This is a genomic window from Bacillus cereus group sp. BfR-BA-01382 (assembly GCF_022663475.1).
GTDB classification, from domain to species: Bacteria; Bacillota; Bacilli; order Bacillales; family Bacillaceae_G; genus Bacillus_A; species Bacillus_A thuringiensis_S.
In genome coordinates, this window is sequence record NZ_JAKUFQ010000011.1 from 40,065 (window position 1) to 62,815 (window position 22,751).

Sequence of the window (22,751 nt, forward strand, 5' to 3'; positions counted from 1 at the left end):
TTTATAATGATTTCTTCATACGTAGTATTTCCATCGAACGCCTCTTATGTACTTGTTAACACTTGCCAGTAATAATTATTTTAAATTGTTTCAAACTAGAGTAGAAAGTGATTTCTTGAGAGCAGGTGAATGTATTGGTAAAAAGAAAAGTAAAACAAAATGCGGCAATCAATAATAATAAAACTCCGAAAGAAAGCTTACCAGATGCAGAATTTGCATTAGAGTATGAAGGAGAAAATAGCGCAAAGTATGCTAATCGTAATTCAAAAAAAGGGAAACAAAAATGAGGCGTTTTTACAAACGCCTCATTTTTTTGTGGGATTATAAAGGTTTTTTTAATTATTTGTAAATTTAGTGTTTTCTATTAGCAGAAAAATGCGAAAAAACATAGAAGTAGCAACGTATTACACAAAAACAAACAACAAACAAAAGATTAATGTTGGTTTAATACTGCTTTTACACTAGTTGTTTATATTTGAGTTGTACATAAGATTTGTAAAAGGAGAGAGAAACAGTGAAAAAAACAATCTTTAAAGCTGTAGCGACTGGAATGGTATTTTCGTTATTAATGGGGTGTGGTGCAAAGAAGGAAGAAAGTGCTGGAGCGAAAGTGAAAGATGAAAAATTATCTGGATCATTAACTGTTTACACAGCAATTGAAGAAGAGCTTGTACCAATTTATCTTGATTCCTTTAAAAAGAAATATCCTGATGTGAAATTAAACATTGTACGTGATTCAACAGGAGTTATTACTGCGAAATTGCTAGCTGAAGGGAAAAATACACAAGCAGATGTTGTATGGGGAACTGCGGCATCAAGTCTATTAGCTTTAGATAAAAAAGATATGTTAAAAGGATACTCTCCAAAAGGAACAGATCGTGTTCTTCCGCAATTTAAAGATGATAAGCAACCTGAAAAATGGGTAGGAAATACTGCATTTATGACGGGGATTGCTGTAAATAAAGAAGAATTAAAGAAGAAAAATTTACCGATGCCAGAATCATATGAAGATTTAACGAAACCAGAGTATAAAGGAACACTTGTTATGCCACATCCAGCATCATCTGGAACAGGGTTTTTAACAGTTTCTGCATGGCTACAAATCATGGGTGAAGATAAAGGCTGGGATTACATGAAGAAACTTCATGATAATATGGCAAGTTATACGCATTCAGGATCAAAACCAGCAAAATTAGCAGGAGCAGGTGAATATCCAGTCGGTGTATCAATGGTTTATAGTGCTTTAAAAGAAAAACAAAAAGGTGCCCCAGTTGAAGTTGTACTGCCGAAAGAAGGATTAGGATGGGAAGTAGAAGCGAACGCACTTATTAAGAAAGATAATGCGAAAAATGATAAATTAGCGCAAGCATTTTTAGATTGGGCAATTACTGATGATGTAATGAAGTTATACTTTGAGAAAAATGGATTTGCGACAATTAAAAATGACTATAAACTTCCAGAGGGATTCCCGAAAGATGTTACTGAAAAATTATATAAAAAGAATGACTTTAAATGGGCAGCAGAAAATCGTGACAAAATTTTAGAAAAATGGGAAAAAGAGTTTGGCCAAAAAGCAGAACCGAAAAAGTAAGTGAGTGGGAGAGAGAAAAATGAGCGAATATTTATCAATTCAACACATTCAAAAACAGTTTGATGCATTTACAGCGTTAAAAGATATTTCTTTTACTGTGAACAAAAATGAGTTTGTTTGTTTATTAGGCCCAAGTGGTTGTGGGAAAACGACGTTGCTTCGCATTTTAGCGGGACTAGAGGAACCAACGACTGGCAGTATAGCTGTGAATGGAAAAGATATTACAGCATTGCCTCCTGGAAAGAGAAACTTCGGAATGGTTTTCCAATCGTATGCTTTATTTCCGAATTTAACAGCACTTGAAAATATTGAATACGGCTTAAAGACAAAAAAATATGGGAAAGCAGAAGTGAAAGAGAAAGCGCTAGATGCGTTAAAACTTGTAGATTTGCTGAATGTAAAAGATAAATATCCTGCTCAAATGTCTGGTGGACAACAGCAGCGAGTAGCACTTGCACGTGCGCTCGCTCTGTCTCCAGATATTTTGTTACTCGATGAGCCGTTATCAGCTTTAGATGCAAAAGTGCGTGAAAAATTACGTAGAGAAATGCGTGATTTGCAAGAGGAAATAGGAATAACGACGATTATGGTAACGCATGATCAAGAAGAGGCATTAACGATGGCTGATAAAATTGTTGTAATGAATCATGCGGAAATTATGCAGATTGGAACACCAGAGGAGATTTATCAAAGACCAGCCAATCCGTTTGTGGCAGATTTTATTGGTTCTATTAATTTCTTTTCGAAAAATAACGAAGAACATGCAATTCGTCCTGAACATGTAACAATTGTACAAAAGGAAGGTATTAAAACAGTTGTGGAAAGTATGGAATTTCGCGGATCCGTATATCGGACGGAAGTGCGAGTCATAGAAGAAAACACACACCTTTATAATGAGAAAATTGTAGTGGATATATTAGCATCAGAAGTAGAAGCAACCGCTATTAGAAAAGGAAAGCCGATTCAAATCTCTTTCTCAGAAAATCATATGTTGTCATATGGAAAGAAGGTCATTGTATAGATGGAGATGTTAGAAAACTATAAGGTAGAAAGTACGAAAAAAAAGATTAAGAGAAGTATTGGGAAAGAGGAATGGATCCAAAGGCTCGTAATTATCGGTATGATCCTTTCCTTCCTTATCATACTTGTATTGCCGCTATTACAAATATTTACACAAGCTTTTTATAATAAAGATGGAGTTTTCATTGGTTTAGCGAATTTCAGTAAATATTTCACAACACCAACTTTAGTTCAGTCTTTACAAAATACAGTATGGATTTCGGGCGCAACAACAATTATTTCAGTTGCAATCGCATTCGTTTACGCATATGCAATTGCCCGTACGAATGTTTTTGGAAAGCGTGTATTTCAGTATGTAGCGTTATTACCATTGTTCGCACCAACGATGATGCACGGTATAGCACTTACATATTTATTTGGTAATCAAGGGCTAGTAACGAAAGGGATGTTTGGGTTATTTGAAGGTATACAAATCCCTTTATATGGACCAGTAGGAATTGTAATAGCTGAAGTTATGTATACATTTCCGCAAGCATTTCTTATATTGCTAATTGCCTTTCAAGGATCTGATTATCGATTATATGAAGCTTCTAATATGTTAGGGGCGAGTAAAACAAAGCAATTTTTCACGGTTACTTTACCTAGTGTAAAGTACGGATTAATTAGTGCAATGTTTGTTGTGTTTACACTTAGTTTTACTGATTTTGGGGCACCAAAAATTGTTGGTGGGCAATATAATGTGCTTGCTACTGACGTATACAAACAAGTAATTGGACAGCAAAATATGCCGATGGGTGCAACTGTCGGAATGATTTTATTAATCCCAGCTATATTCGCATTTGTAGTTGATCGTATTACGCAAAGAAAGCAGGCGAATTTCTTATCTTCAAAAGCAGTACCATACAGAATAATAGCTAATAAGAAAAGAGATGTAATCTCATTCATATATTGTAGTGTAATTACACTTATGATCATTCTATTATTTGTTGCAGTTGGTATTGCTGCAAGTGTGAAAGTATGGCCATATAATATGAGTTTTACATTTGAGCATTTTAATTTTTCAAGTTTAACAGGAGATGGACTTGAAGCATTTAAAAATAGCGTAATTGTTTCAGCAGTTACAGCAGTTATTGGGGCGATTTTAACATTTGTATTCGCATATGCAATTGAGAAAATAGACCAGCTACAATTTTTTAGAAAAACAGGTTACTTTTTCTCTATAGTGCCGTTAGCGATACCAGGTTTAGTACTCGGATTAGGATATGTCTTTTTCTTTAGTCAACCAACGATTCAAATTCTGGGACTATCAGTAACGAATCCGTTTCATTCTTTATACGGAACAATCGCTGTGTTAGTACTAGTAAATATCATTCATTTTTATTCTGTAACATTTGTCACGGCAACGACTGCCTTAAAGAAATTAGACCGAGAGTTTGAGCTTGTTTCGCAGTCAATGGGTATTCCGTTTTATAAAACATTCTTTAGAGTAACAGTACCAATGTGTTTACCAGCAATTTTAGAAATGGTGATGTACTACTTCGTAAATTCGATGGTAACTGTGTCAGCAGTTGTATTCTTATATGCAGCTGATTTTAAACTAGCTGCCGTATCAATCGTAAATATGGATGATGCAGGAAATGTAGCGCCAGCAGCTGCAATGAGTGTACTTATTGTTATTACAAATATTGTAGTGAGAGTTGTATATGAATGGGGAACGAAAGCACTTCGTAACCGAACTTCGCAATGGCAAAAAAGATAAATAAGAAGGGTGATGGACAGAATGAAAATTGAAGCAGTTATTTTTGATTGGGCAGGTACGACAGTTGATTACGGATGTTTTGCACCACTAGAAGTATTCATGAAGATTTTTCATAAACGCGGCGTTGAAATTACAGTAGAAGAAGCACGTAAGCCAATGGGATTATTAAAAATAGATCATGTAAGGGCACTAACAGAAATGCCTCGTATTGCGGATGAGTGGAAGCGTGTCTTCGGTCAATTACCAACAGAAGTAGACATTCATGAGATGTATGAAGAGTTTGAAGAAATTCTCTTTTCTATTTTGCCAAGTTATGCTACGCCGATTGAGGGGGTAAAAGAAGTAATCGCTTCTTTACGTGAGAGAGGCATTAAAATCGGTTCAACAACTGGTTATACGAGAGAAATGATGGATATTGTTGCAAAGGAAGCAGCGTTACAAGGATATAAACCTGATTTTCTTGTTACGCCAGATGATGTTCCAGCAGGCCGTCCATATCCATGGATGTGCTATAAAAATGCAATGGAACTTGATGTGTATCCGATGAATCATATGATAAAAGTAGGGGACACAGTATCAGATATGAAAGAAGGTAGAAATGCTGGAATGTGGACAGTTGGCGTAATTCTTGGAAGTAGTGAGCTCGGTTTAACGGAAGAGGAAGTGGAGAGTATGGATTCGGTAGAGCTTCGTGAAAAAATAGAAGTAGTTCGTAATCGGTTTGTTGAAAATGGGGCTCATTTTACGATTGAAACGATGCAGGAGCTCGAAAATATAATAGAACATATCGAGAAACAAGAACTAATTATTTCATAAAAGGGGCACTGGATCATGAATGAAAATCACTATTTATTATTAACACCAGGACCATTAACGACAACAAAATCAGTAAAAGAAGTTATGCTATACGATTGGTGTACGTGGGATGTTGAATATAATACGATGGTGCAAGAAGTAAGAGCTAAACTTGTATCATTAGCGACGAAGGAAGAAGAGAAATATACAACAGTGTTAATGCAAGGAAGCGGTACGTTTTCAGTTGAAGCAGTAATTGGTTCTGTTATTCCGGCAAATGGGAAGCTTCTCGTTTGTACAAATGGTGCGTACGGTAAGCGCATCGTGCAAATGGCAGAGATGTTACAGATTGATGTAGTGGTCAGTCAAACAGAAGAGTGGGAACCTACTAATATTGTAGAAGTAGAAAAGTTATTGCAAGAAGATAAAGAGATTACGCATATTGCAGTTGTTCATTGTGAAACAACGACAGGTATTATAAATCCAATTGTAGATGTATGTAAATTAGGAAAGCAGTATGGAAAGGTTACAATTGTTGATGCGATGAGTAGTTTCGGCGGGATTGAAATAGACATTGCTGATTTACAAATTGATTTTTTAATTAGTAGTGCAAATAAGTGTATTCAAGGGGTTCCTGGATTCGGATTTGTAATCGCAAAACGTGATGAATTATTGAAGTGTAAAGGAAAAGGACGTTCTTTATCTCTTGATTTATATGATCAATGGGAAACGATGGAAAAACAAAATGGGAAATGGCGTTTTACTTCACCTACACATGTTGTACATGCTTTTTATCAAGCACTACTTGAACTAGAAAAAGAGGGGGGAGTGAGAGCGCGTTACAATCGATATTACAACAATCAAAAACTACTAGTGAATAGAATGGGAGAAATCGGATTTAAGCCACTAGTAGATGAGAAATATCAATCTCCTATTATTACATCTTTCATTTATCCAAAAGAGGGGTTCGAGTTTCAACAGTTATATAACGAATTAAAGCGTTATGGATTTGTTATTTACCCTGGAAAAATTTCGAAAGTAGATACGTTTCGCATTGGAAATATCGGTGATGTACATGAAGAAGATATTAATCGCTTAGTTGATAGTATTGCTAAAGGAGCTGTTATTGGATGAAAGTATTTTGCTTAGGTGGAGCAGGTAAAATTTGTCGTGAAGCTATTTTGGATTTAGTTCAATTTTCATCTTTTGAGACGATTACAGTAGCTGATTTTAACGAGGAAGAGGGCCGTAAAGTAGTAGAATGGCTCAACGATCCTCGTGTTGATTTTGTAAAAGTAGATGTAACGAATCACGAGGATACGGTTGCAAAAATGATTGGTTATGACATTGTAATGGACGGTACGACGATAAAGCTAAACGGATTGTCGACCCGCTGTATTGCAGAAGCAGGGTGTCACGGTGTGAACTTAAATGGATTTGGCGAAGAAAATGAATCGCATGCTATATTTGTTCAAAACGAAAAAACATGTTTACCTGGATTTGGCATGACGCCAGGTGTAACGCAAATGATGGCAATGCATGCAGCAAATCAACTGGATACTGTAGATACGATCCGCGTAAGTCACGGTTCGTATCGTCCGATTGCTTTTTCTGCATCAATTACAGAGACAACGACATATGAATATGATCCACATTTACCATCGCGTACAGTGTATGAAGATGGTGAATTTAAGCAAGTACTTCCGTTTGCGCGTCCAAGAGAAATAGAATTGCCAGCGCCTTATGGTAAGACAACGCAGTATATAATCCCGCATTCTGAAACAATTACGTTAGCAAAGGCACTAGAAAATAAAGGTATCAAACTGATAGAGACGAGAGGAACTTGGCCAAAGCAAAATATGCAACTTGTACATGCTTTATATGATTACGGCATATTGCGTAATGATCAGATTGAAATAAATGGGAAAGAAATTGGTATTATGGATTGTATTTCGCAGTATTTATTACAATCGAAAGAAGGACAAGAAACAGAGGTTTATGGTTATGCACTTCATGTAGAAGTAATAGGTATGAAAAATAATGAGAAGCAAAGACATGTATTATATCATACACATCCGTTATCTGATGGCTCTGTTGTAGGATGGGAAAAATTAAGAGCTTATACGAGAAACGTAGGTATTCCATTTGGGATTGCTGCAGAGTTAATTGCAAATGGAAATGTAAATAGGGTGGGTGTTGTTACGCCTGAAGAAGCTTTTGAAAATCCACAATTGATTTTTGATGAGCTAGCAAAGCGCGGTATTCATATTCATGAAAAAGTTTCTGCTTATAAAGAAAATTACAACCTTGTATAAATAAGGAAGTTTATGAGGGAGATATAAATGAGGTGAAGCTATGTCTGTAGTAGGAGAAGAAAGAAAGCGAACCATTCTTGAAAAGGTAGAATTTAAAGGGAAAGTAAAGGTTTCAGAATTAGCTAGAGAATTTGCTGTATCAACAGAAACGATTCGTCGATATTTAGAAGAATTAGATCGTGAAAAGAAGTTGAAAAAAGTGTATGGTGGAGCTGTTCAACTTCCAGGCGCTGGGGTAGAGGCACCAATGTTAGAAAGAGAAATGCTACATATAGAAGAGAAGAAAAGAATTGGTTATAAAGCAGCGACATTTGTAGAAGATGGTGATGTCATTGCAATTGATGATGGAAGTACACCGCTTCAAATGGTTCCATACCTTGTTCATCGTAAAAACTTAACGATTGTAACAAGTTCATTTCCAGTCGCAACACAATTAATTTCTTCTATTAATAAAAAGATGTTTCACGGTGAAGTTTTATTTATAGGTGGAAAAGTATCTCCAAAGCATTCGCGTGTATCAGGGTCTATTTCTCAGCAAGTAATACAGCAATTCCATTTTCATAAAGCGTTCGTTTCGATTGATGGGCTATTACCTAGTTTTGGAGTTTCCAGCTTTGAATTAGAGAAAGCGAAATTGTCAGAGGCGATGATGAAATTAGCTGAGAAAACATATATTTTATGTGATCATACGAAGGTAGGCGTGAAAGGGAATTATCGTATAGCAGCATTTTCACGTATTCAACATGTAATTTGTGATAAAAAAATGCCATATAGTTTTGAAGAAGAACTTATGAAGCATAATATTCAGTGGACAGTTTGTTAAATACAGTGAAAGTACCTAAACTCCCGCCTAATTTTTAGGAGGGAGTTTTATTGTCTGTAAATCGTAAAATAAAAGATTTGCATTTATGCAAAAAGTGGACACATTTTCTCATCTCTTTCATATAATTTACCAATACAAAAAAAGTTGGTTGAAGGAAAGAAGGGAGAACATGTCAGAACGAATATATAATAAACTTGTATTGTACGCGAATATTTTGCGAAAAATCGGTGTCATCAATGAGAAGGAAAAAAGTGAAATTCTTCATACGATAGGTAAAAAAGCCCTTTGAATAAAGGGCTTTTTATTATTTATCTTTAAAAATATAAATTTAATGTAATATTCTCATTGACAATGATAATGAGATTCATTATCATTTATTTGTGGATAATTGATAAGTATTATCAATTATAAAAATTATATATGATAGGGGATATTATTTTGAAAAAAAATTATATGAAGGCGCTAGTAGTAGCGACAACATTAGCAATTCCATTTGCTACGTACTCTACTCCAGCATTAGCAGCACTAAAAGTTGAAGCAAATCAATCGGTAGCAGCAGCGAGTGATCGCACGTATGATACTGAGATTAAAATATATAAGGATCAAAAAGACGAGCCATCTATGGTTTCTCAATATATAAAAGATCCTAAAGTAACAATTGCAGCTGGCAAAAAAATTGTCACTGTAACAATGCAAGATAGCGATTATTTTCAATATCTTAGAATAGAAGATAGAAACCAGCCTGGTGTATTTCATGATGTGAAAGTTTTGTCAGAAGATAAGAGGAAGAATGGAACGAAAGTAGTTCAATTTGAAATTGGCGAGTTTGAGAAGAAGCACAATATGCAAATGCATATACTTATTCCAGCTATTGGATATGATCACAAATATCAAGTTCAATTTGAAATTAAAGATCCAACTGTAGGTAACAAAGAAACAGAGAAACCAGATGATAACTCTAATTCAGGCAATACGGAAACGGATAATCCAGTTGATAATCAAAACATGATAACAGATAACAAATTAAGAGAACTTGTTAATAAAAAAGTATTTAATAGAAAAGATTTAAATACACCAATTACGAAAGAAGAGTTATTACAAGTAAAGGATTTGTTTTTAAATACAAACGAGATACTTGATTATAGTGCATTAAAATATATGCCAAATTTAAAATCTTTAACAGTTGCGAATGCAAAGATAAAAGATCCGTCGTTCTTTGCGAACCTAAAGCAATTAAATCATTTAGCTTTGCGTGGTAATGAGTTTTCAGATGTAACGCCACTTGTTAAGATGAATAATTTAGAGTCTCTTGATTTAAGTAATAATAAAATTACAAATGTTGCACCACTAACTGAAATGAAAAATGTAAAAACTTTATATCTATCAGGCAACCAAATAGAAGATGTAACAGCATTAGCGAAAATGGAACAACTAGATTACTTGAATTTAGCAAATAATAAAATTAAGAACGTTGCTCCATTAAGTGCTTTAAAAAATGTAACATACTTAACTTTAGCAGGTAATCAAATTGAAGATATTAAACCGTTATATTCATTACCTTTAAAAGATTTAGTATTAACGCGTAATAATGTTAAAGATTTATCGGGTATTGATCAAATGAATCAATTAAATAAATTATTTGTCGGGAAAAATCAAATTAAAGATGTGACACCACTTGCTAAAATGACTCAGCTTACAGAATTAGATTTACCCAATAATGAATTAAAAGATATTACTCCATTATCAAGTCTAGTAAACTTACAAAAGCTTGATTTAGAAGCGAATTATATTACAGACTTATCACCAGTGAGCAATTTGAAAAAATTAGTATTTCTAAGTTTTGTTGCAAATGAAATCCGTGATGTCCGACCAGTTATAGAACTAAGTAAGACGGCTTATATCAATGTCCAAAACCAAAAAGTATTTTTAGAGGAAACAGAAGTAAATAAAGAAGTAAAAGTACCTATATATGAAAAAGATGGTGAGATTTCTACGAAAATTCGTCTGAAGAGCGATAACGGTACGTATAGTAATGGTGTAGTGAAATGGAGTACACCAGGTGAGAAAGTATATGAATTTGGTGTGAAAGATCCATTTGCGGATACAGGAATCTTCTTTACAGGGTCTGTTATTCAAAATGTAGTAGAAAGTAAAGACGGTAATACATCTAAAGAAGATGAGAAAACAGAAGTGGTAGAATTTAAAGATGTACCAAAGGGACATTGGTCAGAAGAAGCAATTAATTACTTAGCGAAAGAAAAGTTATTTATAGGCTATGGAAATGGTGAATTTGGATTTGGTGATAACATTACTCGTGGACAAGTAGCTCTTCTAATACAAAGGTATTTAAAATTAGAAAATAATCTAGAACCAAAAACGGCATTTACAGATACGAAAGGAAATATGTATGAAACGGCTATTGATGCAGTGGTTCAAGCTGGTATTATGACAGGGTATGGAAATGATATATTCCGTCCAGATGGAGTATTAACTCGATATGAAATGTCAGTAGTACTACAAAGAGTATTTCAGTTAAAAGAAAATGAAAATAGTGCAGAGAATTTCAAAGATATACCAAATGGCCATTGGGCGAAAGGATATGTGAAAGCTCTAGTAGATAATAAAATATCAAAAGGTGACGGGGAAGGGAATTTTTTAGGAGATAATTTCGTAACACGTGAACAATATGCACAGTTTTTGTATAATGCAATAAAGAAATAAAGTGAAACTTTAATCAGTGGGGGTTTTGTTTATCCCCCACTGATTATTAGCCCTCACCAATCGGGCTTTTACGGGCAGAGCCCGATCCCCGCCTAACTTCTTTGCTTTCGCTGCATTTTGAGGTGGGGGTCTTACTGCCTAGCAAATAGCGGGATAAAAAGTGAGGAAAATGCACTATTCTTTAATTAAAGAATAGTGCATTTTTTTATGTACAAAATGAAATAGGCAATAGATAGGAGTATAGACATATGAATAGCCTATTTTAAAGAAGAACCGCGAAACTATATTGACAAAAAAGCATTCTCATGTGATAATTCAATTAAATTTTTAGAATAATCAAAAAATATTCCTTTTACATAGAAAGGATTCGAACCTTATATGAATATTATGCCGGGGGTGACGAAATGTTATTTTTTCTGAAGAAATGGAATGAATTAAAAGATGTGAAATCTGAATTGGCACTTCGTGATTGGTTTTATGGTACCAAAATTAGTTTGTCGCTATGTACGTCAAAAGAGCCGTTAACATTTTTAGTAAATGTTGAGGGAAGAGATAAAGGGCTATTTTCGGAAGAAGATTTTATTGTCGTAAATTGCATGTGCGAGTCAGTATTTGAAAATGAAGAAAAACCAGCTGCAGAGTCATTTATGCATGCGGATATTTATAAAAAAAGTAGTGCAGGATGTATTTTACAAGTGCAGACTGTAGATAGTCATTTAATATCAGAGTTATATGGAGAAGAAGGAGAAGTAACGTTCGATAAACGCAGTGTGGAACGTGTTTTCGGAAAAGAAGGTATAACAGAAATGACCATTCCAATTGTAGAAGATGAAAAAAAATTCGCTGATTTATTAGAAAGCAATGTTCCGAATTTCATTGAAGGTGGAGGAGTAGTTCTTGTTCATAATTACGGCATGATTGTGTGGGGAAAAACGCCAGAAGAAGCGAAAAAATGGCTAGAGGGTATAGAATATTTAATGAACTATCATGTGAAATTATTAATGATTAAGGGCGCAAGAAGCTCTGTTATATAAAAATGAATGTGATATGGCCACAAGTTAATAAATAAATGAAAGCGTTTTAAAAATAATTTCACTCATAAAATATAGGTCTCCTTATTATATATAGATTACATGTTGACATGTAAGGAGGAACATATTTTGCGAGTTAAATATCATTTTCTGCCAAAGCAGCAAGTAACATTTTGCAAAATAAATGATTCTGGTGAAGAGGCACTGCAAACGATGAACAAAACGGGATTTCGAGCCATCCCGGTATTAGCAGAAGATGAGAAGAAATTCACGGGGATTATTTATAAAGTAGATTTATTAGAAAAAAAATGCAATAGCGGATTAGAGCATGTAAGTGCAGGAGATATACTTGACAATTCCAATGCATTTATTTTTGAAAAGGATTCCTTCTTCAGAGCCTTTTATGTGATTCGTCGGCTTCCGTTTTTAGCCGTGCTAAATGATTATAATGAATTTGTCGGTATGTTAACGCATTCGAATATATTTGATGTTATTGAAGATTCATTTGGTATGCGGACAGGTGGTTATATATTAACAATTGCAACACAAGATTGTAAAGGAACGATTAAAGAGCTTGGGACATTGTTAAAAGCATATAATATCGGTGGGTTGTTTACACTCGATAACGGTGATCAATATATCCGCCGCGTTATTGTAAATATATCAGATGAGTTAGATGAAACAAGATTAAAGCAATTAATCGGAAAAATAGAGAAAAAAGGATTCAGAGTGAGTCATGTAGATTATATTTAAGTTAAAAAGAAAAGTACCTATCTGTTATATATAGATAGGTACTTTTCTTTGTGAGTAATAAACTTTATTTTGAAACAGGAGGCGGGGATAATGCTAGATCAGATAAAAAAATAAAGTCTGCATGCTCACGAATTTTAGGGATAGAAGTTTCAATAACGCGTGATGTAATTTCACCTGGGGGGCCCACATGCCCGATAGCTACCATAATAGGTTTTTCTTGAATTTTTTTGATGAGTAATTGGGCTTGTTTTGAAATATGTCCTGCTGTATACACATCATCAAAAAATAGTTGGTTTTCAATAATAGGAACTCCTAATTCTTTTCCGATTTTTGGGACGACACTATTAGGATTAGTTTTACTATCTAAGTAAAATAAACCGTGTTTTTTACAAGCAGCAAGTATAAGGCGAACAATTCTTTCATCCGCTGTTACTTTTGACCCCATATGATTGTTCATTCCAATTGCATGCGGAACTTCTTGAATCGCTTGTTCAAGTCGGTTGTTTATTTCTTCATCGCTTAAATCGGTTGTAATTGCTTTCGGTCCAAGCCATTCTTTTTTACCTTTAATAGGTTCCATTGGCATATGTATAATAACTTCATGGCCTTTTTTATGGGCGGCTACTGCATCTTCTTTTGTGGAAGGAAGAAAAGGCATAACAGCAACAGTGAGCGGAATGGGAAGTGATAACATTTGATTAGTCCCCTTCATATTATTGCCGAAATCATCAATGACAATAGCAACTTTATTCGTATGAGCATTTGCTTGAATAGGAAATAAGAAGGACGGTAAAAACAAAACAATGATGAACAATGTAATCGTATATTTTCGCATATAAATATTTCCTTTCTATTGTTATCCCGCTATTTGTGGGTAGTAAGACTCCCACCTCAACATTGGGCTGGATAGGTGGGAGATTCACTGCCTATAAACGCACGATTGGTGAATGCTAATAATCAGTGGGGCTGAACAAAAAACACTGATTAAAGTTTCACTTTATCAATCATCATTATGTTTTGCTTTTTTATATAAATTAAACAAAAAATGTCGAAGAAAAGTAGGTGGAAAATTAAGAATCCCCGGTTTACGTAGAATTTGTAAAAAAAGAAGATGAAAAAAATGTCTATTATTGCGAATGTATTTACAAAGATAGAATAATTTGTAATAATTCTCAAAGTGAGGGTAAAGATTTGTAAATTACAGGGAGAAAATGTTAAAATTTCTGATTCTTCAAATTTGTATATGATTAAGTAGTTAAAAAGGTCAATGGAGAAGTGAAGTTGAGAGCATGGAAGTATAATAAGGGGGATATGGATGTTTACTGTAAAAAGGAAGTACACATTAGAAAAGCTTTCACGTGATATTCATATGAAACGTGAAGAAATGATTCAACTAGGATTAACAAGTGGGCTAAATAGTAGGGAGACAATTCAAGTTAGTCAAGAATTGGACAAGCTTATTTTACAATATCAGTGTTATAAAGAAAAACAAACACCGAAATGGTTTTCAATTATAAAAATACCAATTTTCCAAATCGGGTATGAAGGAAAATCAAATAATTTTTGGCGAATGCTTGTCGCTGGTTTTATGAAATAAGTATAATTACCCTTATAGGATAAGGATAATTATACTATGTGTAACGGAATTTCGATATGAACTGTCGTTCCTTCGTTTTCTGTACTGTCAATAAAAATATGCCCATTATACATCTCTACAATTCGTTTACATATGACAAGTCCAAGACCTGTTCCAGTATCTTTATTAGTAAAGAACGGATGAAAGAGGTGTTTTTGAATATGTTGCGGAATCCCTTTTCCAGTATCTGTAATCTGTAATTGTGCGTGTGTTTCATTGTTTTTTACTACAATGGTTAGTGTATCACTAGAAGTCATGGCCTCAATTGCATTTTTTGTAATGTTTAAAACCACTTGTTTCATATGGTCTTTCGAACAACGGATATGAACAGGATGGTCTGGCAAATGTAAATGGAATACAATGTTATGTAAATTCGCCTCAGATTGAATAATTAATGCTACCTCATTTAGAATTGTTCTTACGTCATATGTTTGTTCGATGATGGCGGTTGGCTTGCCGAGAATAAGAAATTCACTTACAATTTCATTGATTCGCTCTATTTCTTGTTCAATTACGGAAAAGTAGAACTGATCTTGTTCATCTTTATATTTCTCTTTTAATAGAGCGACGAGTCCTTTAATTCCAGTAAGAGGATTACGGATTTCGTGTGCTGTACTTGCTGCAAAAGTTCCAACTAATTCAATTTTCTGTAGTTCATTTTGTTGTCTTTCAAGTTTTGTTTGACGTTTTAACAACATATATTGAGCAAGTAAAAATAAAATAGACATTAAAAATAAAGTAGCGATACACTCTATTGCAACCCACTGGTATAAGTTTTTTTGATGAATAGGTAATGGTGAAACAGAGACCTTCCAATTTAATCTTTGGAGTGGAGTAGTAAGCATATTAGAATGCGTATCACTTGTGTCATTATTATCATCGGTTAGAAAAACTACATCATGTTTATCAGTTACCTCAAAATGGTATTGTGGTTTAATGGCATTTAAAGAAGATGAAATGTAATCAAAGCGTAAACTAGCTAATAATAATCCTGAGAGCTCCTTCTGTTTATTGAATATGGGGGCAGCAATCATAATAGCTTTATGTCCAAGAACGCGATCAGTAATGACTGATGATACAGTGGTTTTTTTAGTTTGTAGCACGTCTTGAATATATTTACGGTCTGAAACATCTACGGGCTTTGATTCATCTTCAGATGCGATTGTAATGACCCCTTTTGGTGTAGCGTAATATAGACCAGAAAAGCGTGCATCGTTTCCATCTGTATCATGTACAATTTGTTTAATGCCATTTATATTACCAGTCTCGGTGCCTACAACTTTTGCAAGCATGTCTAAAGCAGAAATTGCTTCACCAAGATGATGATCTAAATAATCTCTATATAAAAAGAGAACTGTATGAGCGGATAATTTGTTTTCCTGTTTCATTTTATATGTATGATACGAATAAAATGTAGCACCAATCCCTATTGTCGGTAGGATAACAAGCAATATATATATAATTATGCTTTGGAATTTGACTTTCAAATGTGGTACTCCTTCTTTTTTTATTATCATTATATATAAACTATGTTAAAATTGTCATGTTTTTATTCAAGAATGATTCTTAATATATTAGGGGAGAGGAAATGGATGAGTGAATGCTCATTCGGAATTCACATGAAGTATGAAGTGGCATTTTCTTTTTATTGCTGAGAATTTAAGTGAAGGGTTGAAAGTTGTATGACATCAAATAATGAACGAGAAGATATTTCTCAATCTTTAAAAGTATTTATTGCATTATCTCGTGTACATCGTTCTGTTATGGATACTACAAATAAATCTATACAAAGTAACGGGTTAAATCCAACGGAATTTGCTGTATTAGAACTGCTATATCATAAAGGCGGTCAACCACTCCAGCAAATTGGTGAGCGCATTTTAATAGCCAGTGGCAGCATTACATATGTTGTAGATAAGCTGGAGAAAAAGGGATTAGTAAAGAGAATCCCATGCCCGAATGACAGACGTGTTATTTACGCGCAATTAACTGAGTCTGGCGAGAACTTTATTGCTTCTATTTTTCCGGGGCATGAGAAAGTTATACATCAGTCTTTTGAAATGTTAACGAAAGATGAAAAAGATGAATTACTTGATCTATTAAAAAAAATTGGGAAGTATGAAAAATAATAATATGTTCCAAAGGAGCTTTGGATAAATAAATCCAAGGCTTTTTTATTTGCAATGAACTCAGGGTAGTAACTGCCGAATTTTGTTGAAAATTAAGAGGGAATTCGGGAATACGTATTGAATTATAGTAAAGGTATGTAATGGAGAGGAGGCTCGTTCATGTCATTTAAAGACTATGAATATAAACGCCCAAATATTGAAGAGTTAAAAGAGAAATTTACTGTTGCTTTAGAGAAGTTTGATAACGCAAAAACTGTAGAAGAACAAAAACAAGTCATTAATTCAATTAATGAAATTCGCAACGATTTTGGTACAATGGGAAACCTTTGTTACATTCGCCATTCTGTTGATACGACGGATACTTTTTATAAGGAGGAGCAGGATTTCTTTGATGAATTCTCTCCAGTTGTACAAGGATATGGTACAAAATATTATAAGGCACTCATTAATTCTCCATTTCGTGAAGAATTAGAGGCGTATTATGAAAAACAATTATTTGCTCTAGCAGAATGTGATTTAAAAACATATTCAGATGAAGTCGTGAAAGATTTACAATTAGAAAATAAATTATCGTCGCAATATACACAGTTATTAGCATCTGCAAAAATTGACTTTGCTGGAGAAGAAAGAACGTTATCGCAACTGATTCCGTTTATGCAAGGAAAAGAAAGAAGCGAACGTAAAGCAGCAAGTGAAGCATACTACGGATTTTTAGCTGGAAATGAGGAAGAACTAGATCGTATTTATGATGAGCTTGTTAAAGTGAGAACGAAAATCGCAAAATCTTTAGGTTTCAAAAACTTTGTTGAACTTGGATATGCAAGAATGTACCGTACAGATTATAATGCGGAGATGGTGGCTAATTACCGTCAGCAAGTGCTGGATTATATCGTTCCCGTTACAACGGAATTAAGAAAGCGACAACAAGCACGTATTGGTGTAGAGAAGTTAGCTTATTACGACGAAAACTTTGAGTTTGCTACAGGGAACCCAACTCCAAAAGGAGATGCGGATTGGATTGTTGATCATGGAAAGACGATGTATAAAGAGTTATCGGCTGAGACAGATGAATTTTTCAATTTCATGCTAGATAATGATTTATTAGATTTAGTTGCGAAAAAAGGAAAAGCTGGTGGCGGATATTGTACATATATTGAGAATTATAAAGCGCCATTTATTTTCTCAAACTTCAATGGAACATCTGGTGACATTGATGTATTAACACATGAAGCAGGTCATGCTTTCCAAGTATATGAAAGTCGTAAATTTGAAATTCCAGAATATAATTGGCCAACATATGAAGCGTGTGAAATCCACTCTATGAGTATGGAATTTTTTACATGGCCATGGATGAAGCTATTCTTTGAAGAAGATGCAGATAAATATTACTTCTCTCACTTAAGTTCAGCACTTCTGTTTTTACCTTATGGCGTATCAGTTGATGAATATCAACATTATGTATATGAAAATCCTGAAGCATCACCTGAAGAGCGTAAGACAGCATGGCGTAACATAGAGAAGAAATACTTACCGCATCGTGATTATGAGGATAATGATTATTTAGAGCGCGGTGGTTTTTGGCAACGTCAAGGGCATATTTATAGTTCACCTTTCTATTATATTGATTACACGCTTGCTCAAATTTGTGCGCTACAATTTTGGAAACGTGCAAGAGATAATAGACAAGAGGCGTGGGAAGATTATGTGAATCTGTGCCAACAAGGTGGAAGTAAATCGTTCTTAGAATTAGTAGAAGTTGCAAATTTAACATCACCATTTGCTGAAGGCTGTGTGAAAAGTGTTATTACAGAAATTGAAGCATGGTTACATGCGATTGACGACACAAAATTGTAAAAAACATGCGCTTTTTTTCACATGTTTAACATCGACATAATGGGAAAATGATGAGATAATAAAAGAAAATTCAGAATACTAAAGAGGTGTTTCTAATAAGGAGCACCTCTTTTCACCAACAAAAGGGGGGAACAAGTATGCTTCAATCTAATATGGATGTGAGTTTAGAAAGTTTAGTAAACTCATTACAGTCTACCCGAAGCACGCTATTATCAGAAATTGAAATGTTAAATGATACAGAAGTGAATGTAAAGCCACGCCGTGATAAATGGAGTATTACTCAAATTTTACACCACTTGCATTTAGTTGAACAATCTGTCACGTCTGCCCTTGTATATGCTTTACAAAAAAACGAAAGAAACATGACTCCATTTAAAGACCTCCAACTTACGCTTGATCGCACACATAAACGAGAAGCTCCTCAGCAAATGCAACCAACAGAAACTTTAATGAAAAAACAGCAAGGAATTCAATTACTAGAACATTCACGACAAGAACTATTACACGCGCTTCATAGTGTTATAGATGAAAAAGATCTATTTGAAAATGGATTAAAGCATCCTGTTTTTAATGATCTGAATTTGTATCAATGGGTTCAATTTCTTGATTTGCATGAACAAAGACATCTTACGCAGTTAAAAGAGGCGAAACATGCAATTTTGCAACGCTAAAGTGGAAGAAGTGGGAAACCACTTCTTTTTTGATATGTGCATAGTTTTCTTTCTTATTTTGGAATACTACATGGAGAAAGAAAAGAAGGAGTTGAAAAAATATGTCTAAGAAGAAGCGAGAAGAGGAGCGCGCCTGGAAAGCGCGTAAAGAAAATCAACAACCGCACGGAAAAGTGAAAGCTTTTGCTGAATTAGTTGAAGGAACAGAAAAAACGTGATGATTATTTCATCACGTTTTTTGTATGAGTGGAAAAGTTAATAAAAAGGTTGTACCGATTCCTTTTTCACTTATAATATCAATTTTTCCGTTCATAGCTTGAACAACACTGAATACGACCATCATTCCAAGTCCAGTGCCTTTTTCTTTCGTTGAATAGAAAGGCGAACCAAGACGTTTTACTTGTTCTGAATCCATACCGATTCCTGTATCTTTTATATATAACTGAATATGCTTATGATCAGGAACTAATGTGAAATAAAGATCACCGCCTTTTGGCATAGCCTCAATGCAATTTTTTAAAATATTTAATAAACATTGATTTAGTTTTTGTTTTTCTCCAGCGATAAAAAAAGAAGTGCTTTGCTTTATATAATGAGTACGTACATTTGTTAAATTAGCAAGCGGTGTAATTAACGACAATGCATGTAGTAATTCTTCTTCTAACTGTAATGTTTGTTCTTTTTCAATGCTTGGTTTGGCAAAAGTTAAATAATCTGTAAGAACATGATTTGCTTGTTCGATGCCGTTAATGGCAATGTCGATATATAATTTTCGTTCCTGCTCAGTGCATGTATCTGATTGTAACAGTTGTAAAAACCCTTTCGTTGAAGTTAATGGATTGCGAATTTCATGAGAGATAGACGCTGCCATTTCACCAATTAAATGAAACTTTTCAGCATTTATAAGTTCGTTTTGGAGACGAACTTGAGTTTGTAATATGTGTAGTAAATATAAAATTAGGATCGTACCAAGCATTGAACATAACTCATATACAATAATATGCGGTATATAATCAGTCTTATTTGTAACCTTTGAAAGAAAGAAAGGTATCCAACTAAATCCGTATGTGAGACTGTAGATAATAGCAAGTGTTATTTTTATACGATTAGAAGTTCGATTGAAAAATTTATATGTTAATAGTAGAACAATAAATAGAAGAACAGAACCGATAAGAGATGGGAAAACACCTACCCCACCTAATAGTAAGCGATATATGTTTAATACAACTAAGATAGAACCACCAGCAATAGGCCCTCCCGTTAATGTACCGACAATTAATACAATATGGCGCATATCAAATTGAAAACCATTATTTGTTTTTGCTGCAAATGTAATACAGAGTACGGTAGCGAGGCAACACAATACAATAAATATAGCTGAATTTAATTTAGGAGAGCGTTTCCCTTTTTGATTCCAAAATAAATGATATACGAGCATTGTAATAAGGATGAATAATATATTTAAAAAGAGATAAATAATAAAGGATTTCAGTGGGATGCCTCCTCTCTTCTTATATTAAATTAATCATACTATAAAATGAAAGAAATGAAATAATAAATAGCGGAAAAATCAGAAATTTTTACGCTAGTATACAATATGTTACAATAAGCTGTGTCAATGAAAGAAGAAATTCCGTGCACCGCGCGGGAGAGGTTCGCGAACTCCCTCTATAAAAAACTATGGAAACAACAATATCCTTAGGTATTGTTTTGTTTTTTTATTGTGACAGTTCAAGAACGTTCTTTCTTCTTATTTATAGTAGAGAAGGAGAATGAGTGAAATGAAAAAAGAAAAAGCAGTTGTTGTTTTTAGTGGAGGACAAGATAGTACAACATGTTTATTTTGGGCAATAGAGCAGTTTGCAGAGGTAGAAGCTGTAACTTTTAATTACAATCAACGTCATAAGCTAGAAATTGATTGTGCAGCGAAAATTGCAAAAGAGCTAGGAATAAAGCATACGGTACTAGATATGAGTCTATTAAATCAACTTGCTCCAAATGCGTTAACGAGAACGGATATGGAGATTACACATGAAGAAGGTGAATTGCCATCGACATTTGTAGATGGACGAAATTTACTCTTCTTATCATTTGCTGCTGTATTAGCAAAACAAGTTGGAGCACGTCATATTGTAACGGGTGTATGTGAAACTGATTTCAGTGGTTATCCAGATTGCCGTGATGTGTTTGTGAAATCGTTAAACGTTACTTTAAATTTATCCATGGATTACCCGTTTGTCATTCACACGCCACTTATGTGGATTGATAAAGCTGAAACATGGAAATTATCAGATGAACTTGGAGCATTTGAGTTTGTTCGAGAAAAAACATTAACATGTTATAACGGAATCATTGGTGATGGTTGCGGTGAATGTCCAGCGTGCCAACTTCGTAAAGCAGGATTAGATACGTACCTACAAGAACGCGAAGGAGCGAACAACTAATGGATAATTTCTTTGGATTTCGCATCGTAGAAAATTTGCAAAAAATGGACAAGGATATTCAGCGTAAACAGCTCAAATACCATAATAAAAGAGTAATGGTCAGCAAGGAATTTACATTTGATGCAGCACACCATTTACACTGTTATGAAGGGAAATGTAAAAACTTACATGGTCACACATATAAAGTTGTATTTGGAATTAGTGGATATGTAAATGAAATAGGACTTGCAATTGACTTTGGTGATATAAAAGAGATTTGGAAGAATGAAATCGAAATTTATTTAGATCATCGTTATTTAAACGAAACGTTACCTGCAATGAATACGACTGCTGAAAATATGGTCGTTTGGATTTATGAAAAGATGGCAGAGGCACTAACTAAAGAGAATCGAGTGAACGAATATAAAGGAGCTCGCGTAGAATTTGTTCGTCTATTTGAGACGCCGACTAGTTATGCGGAAGTAAGACGGGAGTGGATGCTCGATGAGTAAAATCCCTGTCTTAGAAATATTTGGTCCAACTATTCAAGGTGAAGGAATGGTTGTAGGGCAAAAGACAATGTTTATCCGTACGGCTGGTTGTGATTATAGCTGCGCTTGGTGTGATTCTGCTTTTACATGGGATGGATCAGCTAAAAATCAAATTAGACAGATGATAGCAGAAGATATTTGGGATGAGCTTGTTGCAATTGGAGGAGAAAAATTTTCTCATGTTACGATTTCAGGCGGGAATCCGGCATTGCTGAAAAATATTGAGTTTCTTCTTTCTATATTAAAAGAAAATGGAATGCGGACGGCAATTGAAACTCAAGGGAGTAAATGGCAAGATTGGTTACTTCAAATTGATGAAGTAACAATTTCTCCAAAACCACCAAGTTCGACGATGAAAACAGATTTTCAGAAGTTAGATGCTATTATTCAGAAACTAGCAGGAAAAGATATTAGTTTAAAAGTAGTAGTATTCGATGATCATGATTTTGAATATGCAGTTAAGATGCACGAACGTTATCCAGATGTACCATTTTTCTTGCAAGTAGGAAACGATGATACAAAAACAGTGGATGATGCGATGCTTATTAAAAAATTATTAGATAAGTATGAGTGGCTGATTGATAAAGCTGTAAATTGTAAAGAGATGAATGATGCAAAAGTATTGCCCCAGCTTCATGCGTTAGTATGGGGAAATAAACGCGGCGTATAATGAGAAGGG

General features: G+C 34.3%; 22 protein-coding genes and 1 riboswitch. Of the genes, 19 read left to right on the forward strand and 3 right to left on the reverse strand.

Features of this window, described 5'->3' with window-relative positions:
* Window positions 1-134: 134 nt before the first annotated feature.
* From MR160_RS07355 to cbpA, 11 genes are all read left to right on the forward strand, one after another.
* Window positions 135-287, forward strand: coding sequence for a hypothetical protein (locus MR160_RS07355; protein WP_000240799.1), 153 nt, complete (start codon window positions 135-137; stop codon window positions 285-287).
* A 227-nt stretch (window positions 288-514) separates the two neighbouring features.
* Window positions 515-1,591: a putative 2-aminoethylphosphonate ABC transporter substrate-binding protein gene (locus MR160_RS07360; protein ID WP_000750915.1), complete on the forward strand. Its 1,077-nt coding sequence runs from the start codon at window positions 515-517 to the stop codon at window positions 1,589-1,591.
* Between the two features lie 19 nt (window positions 1,592-1,610).
* On the forward strand, window positions 1,611-2,612 hold the full coding sequence (locus tag MR160_RS07365; RefSeq protein WP_000006195.1) for a putative 2-aminoethylphosphonate ABC transporter ATP-binding protein: 1,002 nt from the start codon (window positions 1,611-1,613) through the stop codon (window positions 2,610-2,612).
* On the forward strand, window positions 2,613-4,370 hold the full coding sequence (locus MR160_RS07370; RefSeq protein WP_000425527.1) for a putative 2-aminoethylphosphonate ABC transporter permease subunit: 1,758 nt from the start codon (window positions 2,613-2,615) through the stop codon (window positions 4,368-4,370). It abuts the gene before it with no gap.
* Between the two features lie 21 nt (window positions 4,371-4,391).
* Window positions 4,392-5,186 (forward strand): phosphonoacetaldehyde hydrolase, encoded by a 795-nt coding sequence (phnX, locus tag MR160_RS07375; RefSeq protein WP_000687386.1) that lies wholly within the window; start codon window positions 4,392-4,394, stop codon window positions 5,184-5,186.
* A gap of 15 nt (window positions 5,187-5,201) precedes the next feature.
* Complete coding sequence (gene phnW / locus MR160_RS07380; RefSeq protein WP_001004779.1) at window positions 5,202-6,299, forward strand: 2-aminoethylphosphonate--pyruvate transaminase; 1,098 nt, start codon at window positions 5,202-5,204, stop codon at window positions 6,297-6,299.
* Window positions 6,296-7,480 (forward strand): saccharopine dehydrogenase family protein, encoded by a 1,185-nt coding sequence (locus MR160_RS07385; protein WP_000862157.1) that lies wholly within the window; start codon window positions 6,296-6,298, stop codon window positions 7,478-7,480. Before phnW ends, MR160_RS07385 begins: the two co-directional genes overlap by 4 nt.
* A 40-nt stretch (window positions 7,481-7,520) precedes the next feature.
* Window positions 7,521-8,303, forward strand: coding sequence for a DeoR/GlpR family DNA-binding transcription regulator (locus MR160_RS07390; protein ID WP_000117666.1), 783 nt, complete (start codon window positions 7,521-7,523; stop codon window positions 8,301-8,303).
* A gap of 438 nt (window positions 8,304-8,741) precedes the next feature.
* Complete coding sequence (locus MR160_RS07395; RefSeq protein ID WP_000742628.1) at window positions 8,742-11,024, forward strand: NEAT domain-containing leucine-rich repeat protein; 2,283 nt, start codon at window positions 8,742-8,744, stop codon at window positions 11,022-11,024.
* A 404-nt stretch (window positions 11,025-11,428) separates the two neighbouring features.
* Window positions 11,429-12,058, forward strand: coding sequence for a class II aldolase/adducin family protein (locus tag MR160_RS07400; protein WP_000896006.1), 630 nt, complete (start codon window positions 11,429-11,431; stop codon window positions 12,056-12,058).
* Window positions 12,059-12,184: 126 nt separating this feature from the next.
* A complete protein-coding gene (gene cbpA / locus MR160_RS07405; RefSeq protein ID WP_001264213.1) occupies window positions 12,185-12,808 on the forward strand; it encodes a cyclic di-AMP binding protein CbpA in 624 nt (207 codons plus the stop codon).
* A gap of 64 nt (window positions 12,809-12,872) precedes the next feature.
* Here cbpA and MR160_RS07410 read toward each other — a convergent pair whose 3' ends face one another.
* Window positions 12,873-13,643: a divergent polysaccharide deacetylase family protein gene (locus MR160_RS07410; protein ID WP_218226399.1), complete on the reverse strand. Its 771-nt coding sequence runs from the start codon at window positions 13,641-13,643 to the stop codon at window positions 12,873-12,875.
* Between the two features lie 480 nt (window positions 13,644-14,123).
* Between MR160_RS07410 and MR160_RS07415 the strand changes: the two genes are divergently transcribed.
* Window positions 14,124-14,405, forward strand: coding sequence for an aspartyl-phosphate phosphatase Spo0E family protein (locus MR160_RS07415; RefSeq protein WP_000495536.1), 282 nt, complete (start codon window positions 14,124-14,126; stop codon window positions 14,403-14,405).
* A gap of 29 nt (window positions 14,406-14,434) precedes the next feature.
* Here MR160_RS07415 and MR160_RS07420 read toward each other — a convergent pair whose 3' ends face one another.
* Entirely contained in the window at window positions 14,435-15,931 is a 1,497-nt protein-coding gene (locus MR160_RS07420; protein WP_000865060.1) for a DUF3149 domain-containing protein, read from the reverse strand.
* A 195-nt stretch (window positions 15,932-16,126) separates the two neighbouring features.
* Here MR160_RS07420 and MR160_RS07425 point away from each other — a divergent pair, with 195 nt between their 5' ends.
* From MR160_RS07425 to MR160_RS07440, 4 genes are all read left to right on the forward strand, one after another.
* Window positions 16,127-16,573, forward strand: a complete 447-nt coding sequence (locus MR160_RS07425; protein WP_000203336.1) for a MarR family winged helix-turn-helix transcriptional regulator — start codon at window positions 16,127-16,129, stop codon at window positions 16,571-16,573.
* A gap of 159 nt (window positions 16,574-16,732) precedes the next feature.
* Window positions 16,733-18,427 (forward strand): M3 family oligoendopeptidase, encoded by a 1,695-nt coding sequence (locus MR160_RS07430; RefSeq protein WP_000008588.1) that lies wholly within the window; start codon window positions 16,733-16,735, stop codon window positions 18,425-18,427.
* A 137-nt stretch (window positions 18,428-18,564) separates the two neighbouring features.
* On the forward strand, window positions 18,565-19,098 hold the full coding sequence (locus MR160_RS07435; RefSeq protein ID WP_000941975.1) for a DinB family protein: 534 nt from the start codon (window positions 18,565-18,567) through the stop codon (window positions 19,096-19,098).
* A 101-nt stretch (window positions 19,099-19,199) separates the two neighbouring features.
* Entirely contained in the window at window positions 19,200-19,316 is a 117-nt protein-coding gene (locus MR160_RS07440; protein WP_000038355.1) for a DUF6254 family protein, read from the forward strand.
* 11 nt (window positions 19,317-19,327) lie between these two features.
* On the opposite strand, the gene kinB is transcribed toward MR160_RS07440, so the two are convergent.
* A complete protein-coding gene (gene kinB / locus MR160_RS07445) occupies window positions 19,328-20,536 on the reverse strand; it encodes a sporulation sensor histidine kinase KinB (RefSeq protein WP_002083096.1) in 1,209 nt (402 codons plus the stop codon).
* Between the two features lie 206 nt (window positions 20,537-20,742).
* Window positions 20,743-20,786, forward strand: a riboswitch (PreQ1 riboswitch).
* Window positions 20,787-20,879: 93 nt separating this feature from the next.
* Here kinB and queC point away from each other — a divergent pair.
* From queC to queE, 3 genes are read left to right on the forward strand one after another with little or no spacing between them, the layout of a single operon-like run.
* The gene (queC, locus tag MR160_RS07450; RefSeq protein ID WP_000711598.1) at window positions 20,880-21,542 is read left to right on the forward strand and encodes a 7-cyano-7-deazaguanine synthase QueC; all 663 of its coding nucleotides are present in this window, start codon (window positions 20,880-20,882) and stop codon (window positions 21,540-21,542) included.
* A complete protein-coding gene (queD, locus tag MR160_RS07455; protein ID WP_000368414.1) occupies window positions 21,542-22,033 on the forward strand; it encodes a 6-carboxytetrahydropterin synthase QueD in 492 nt (163 codons plus the stop codon). Before queC ends, queD begins: the two co-directional genes overlap by 1 nt.
* Window positions 22,026-22,742, forward strand: a complete 717-nt coding sequence (gene queE / locus MR160_RS07460) for a 7-carboxy-7-deazaguanine synthase QueE (RefSeq protein ID WP_242297181.1) — start codon at window positions 22,026-22,028, stop codon at window positions 22,740-22,742. The genes queD and queE overlap by 8 nt, the downstream gene beginning before the upstream one ends.
* Window positions 22,743-22,751 lie beyond the last annotated feature (9 nt).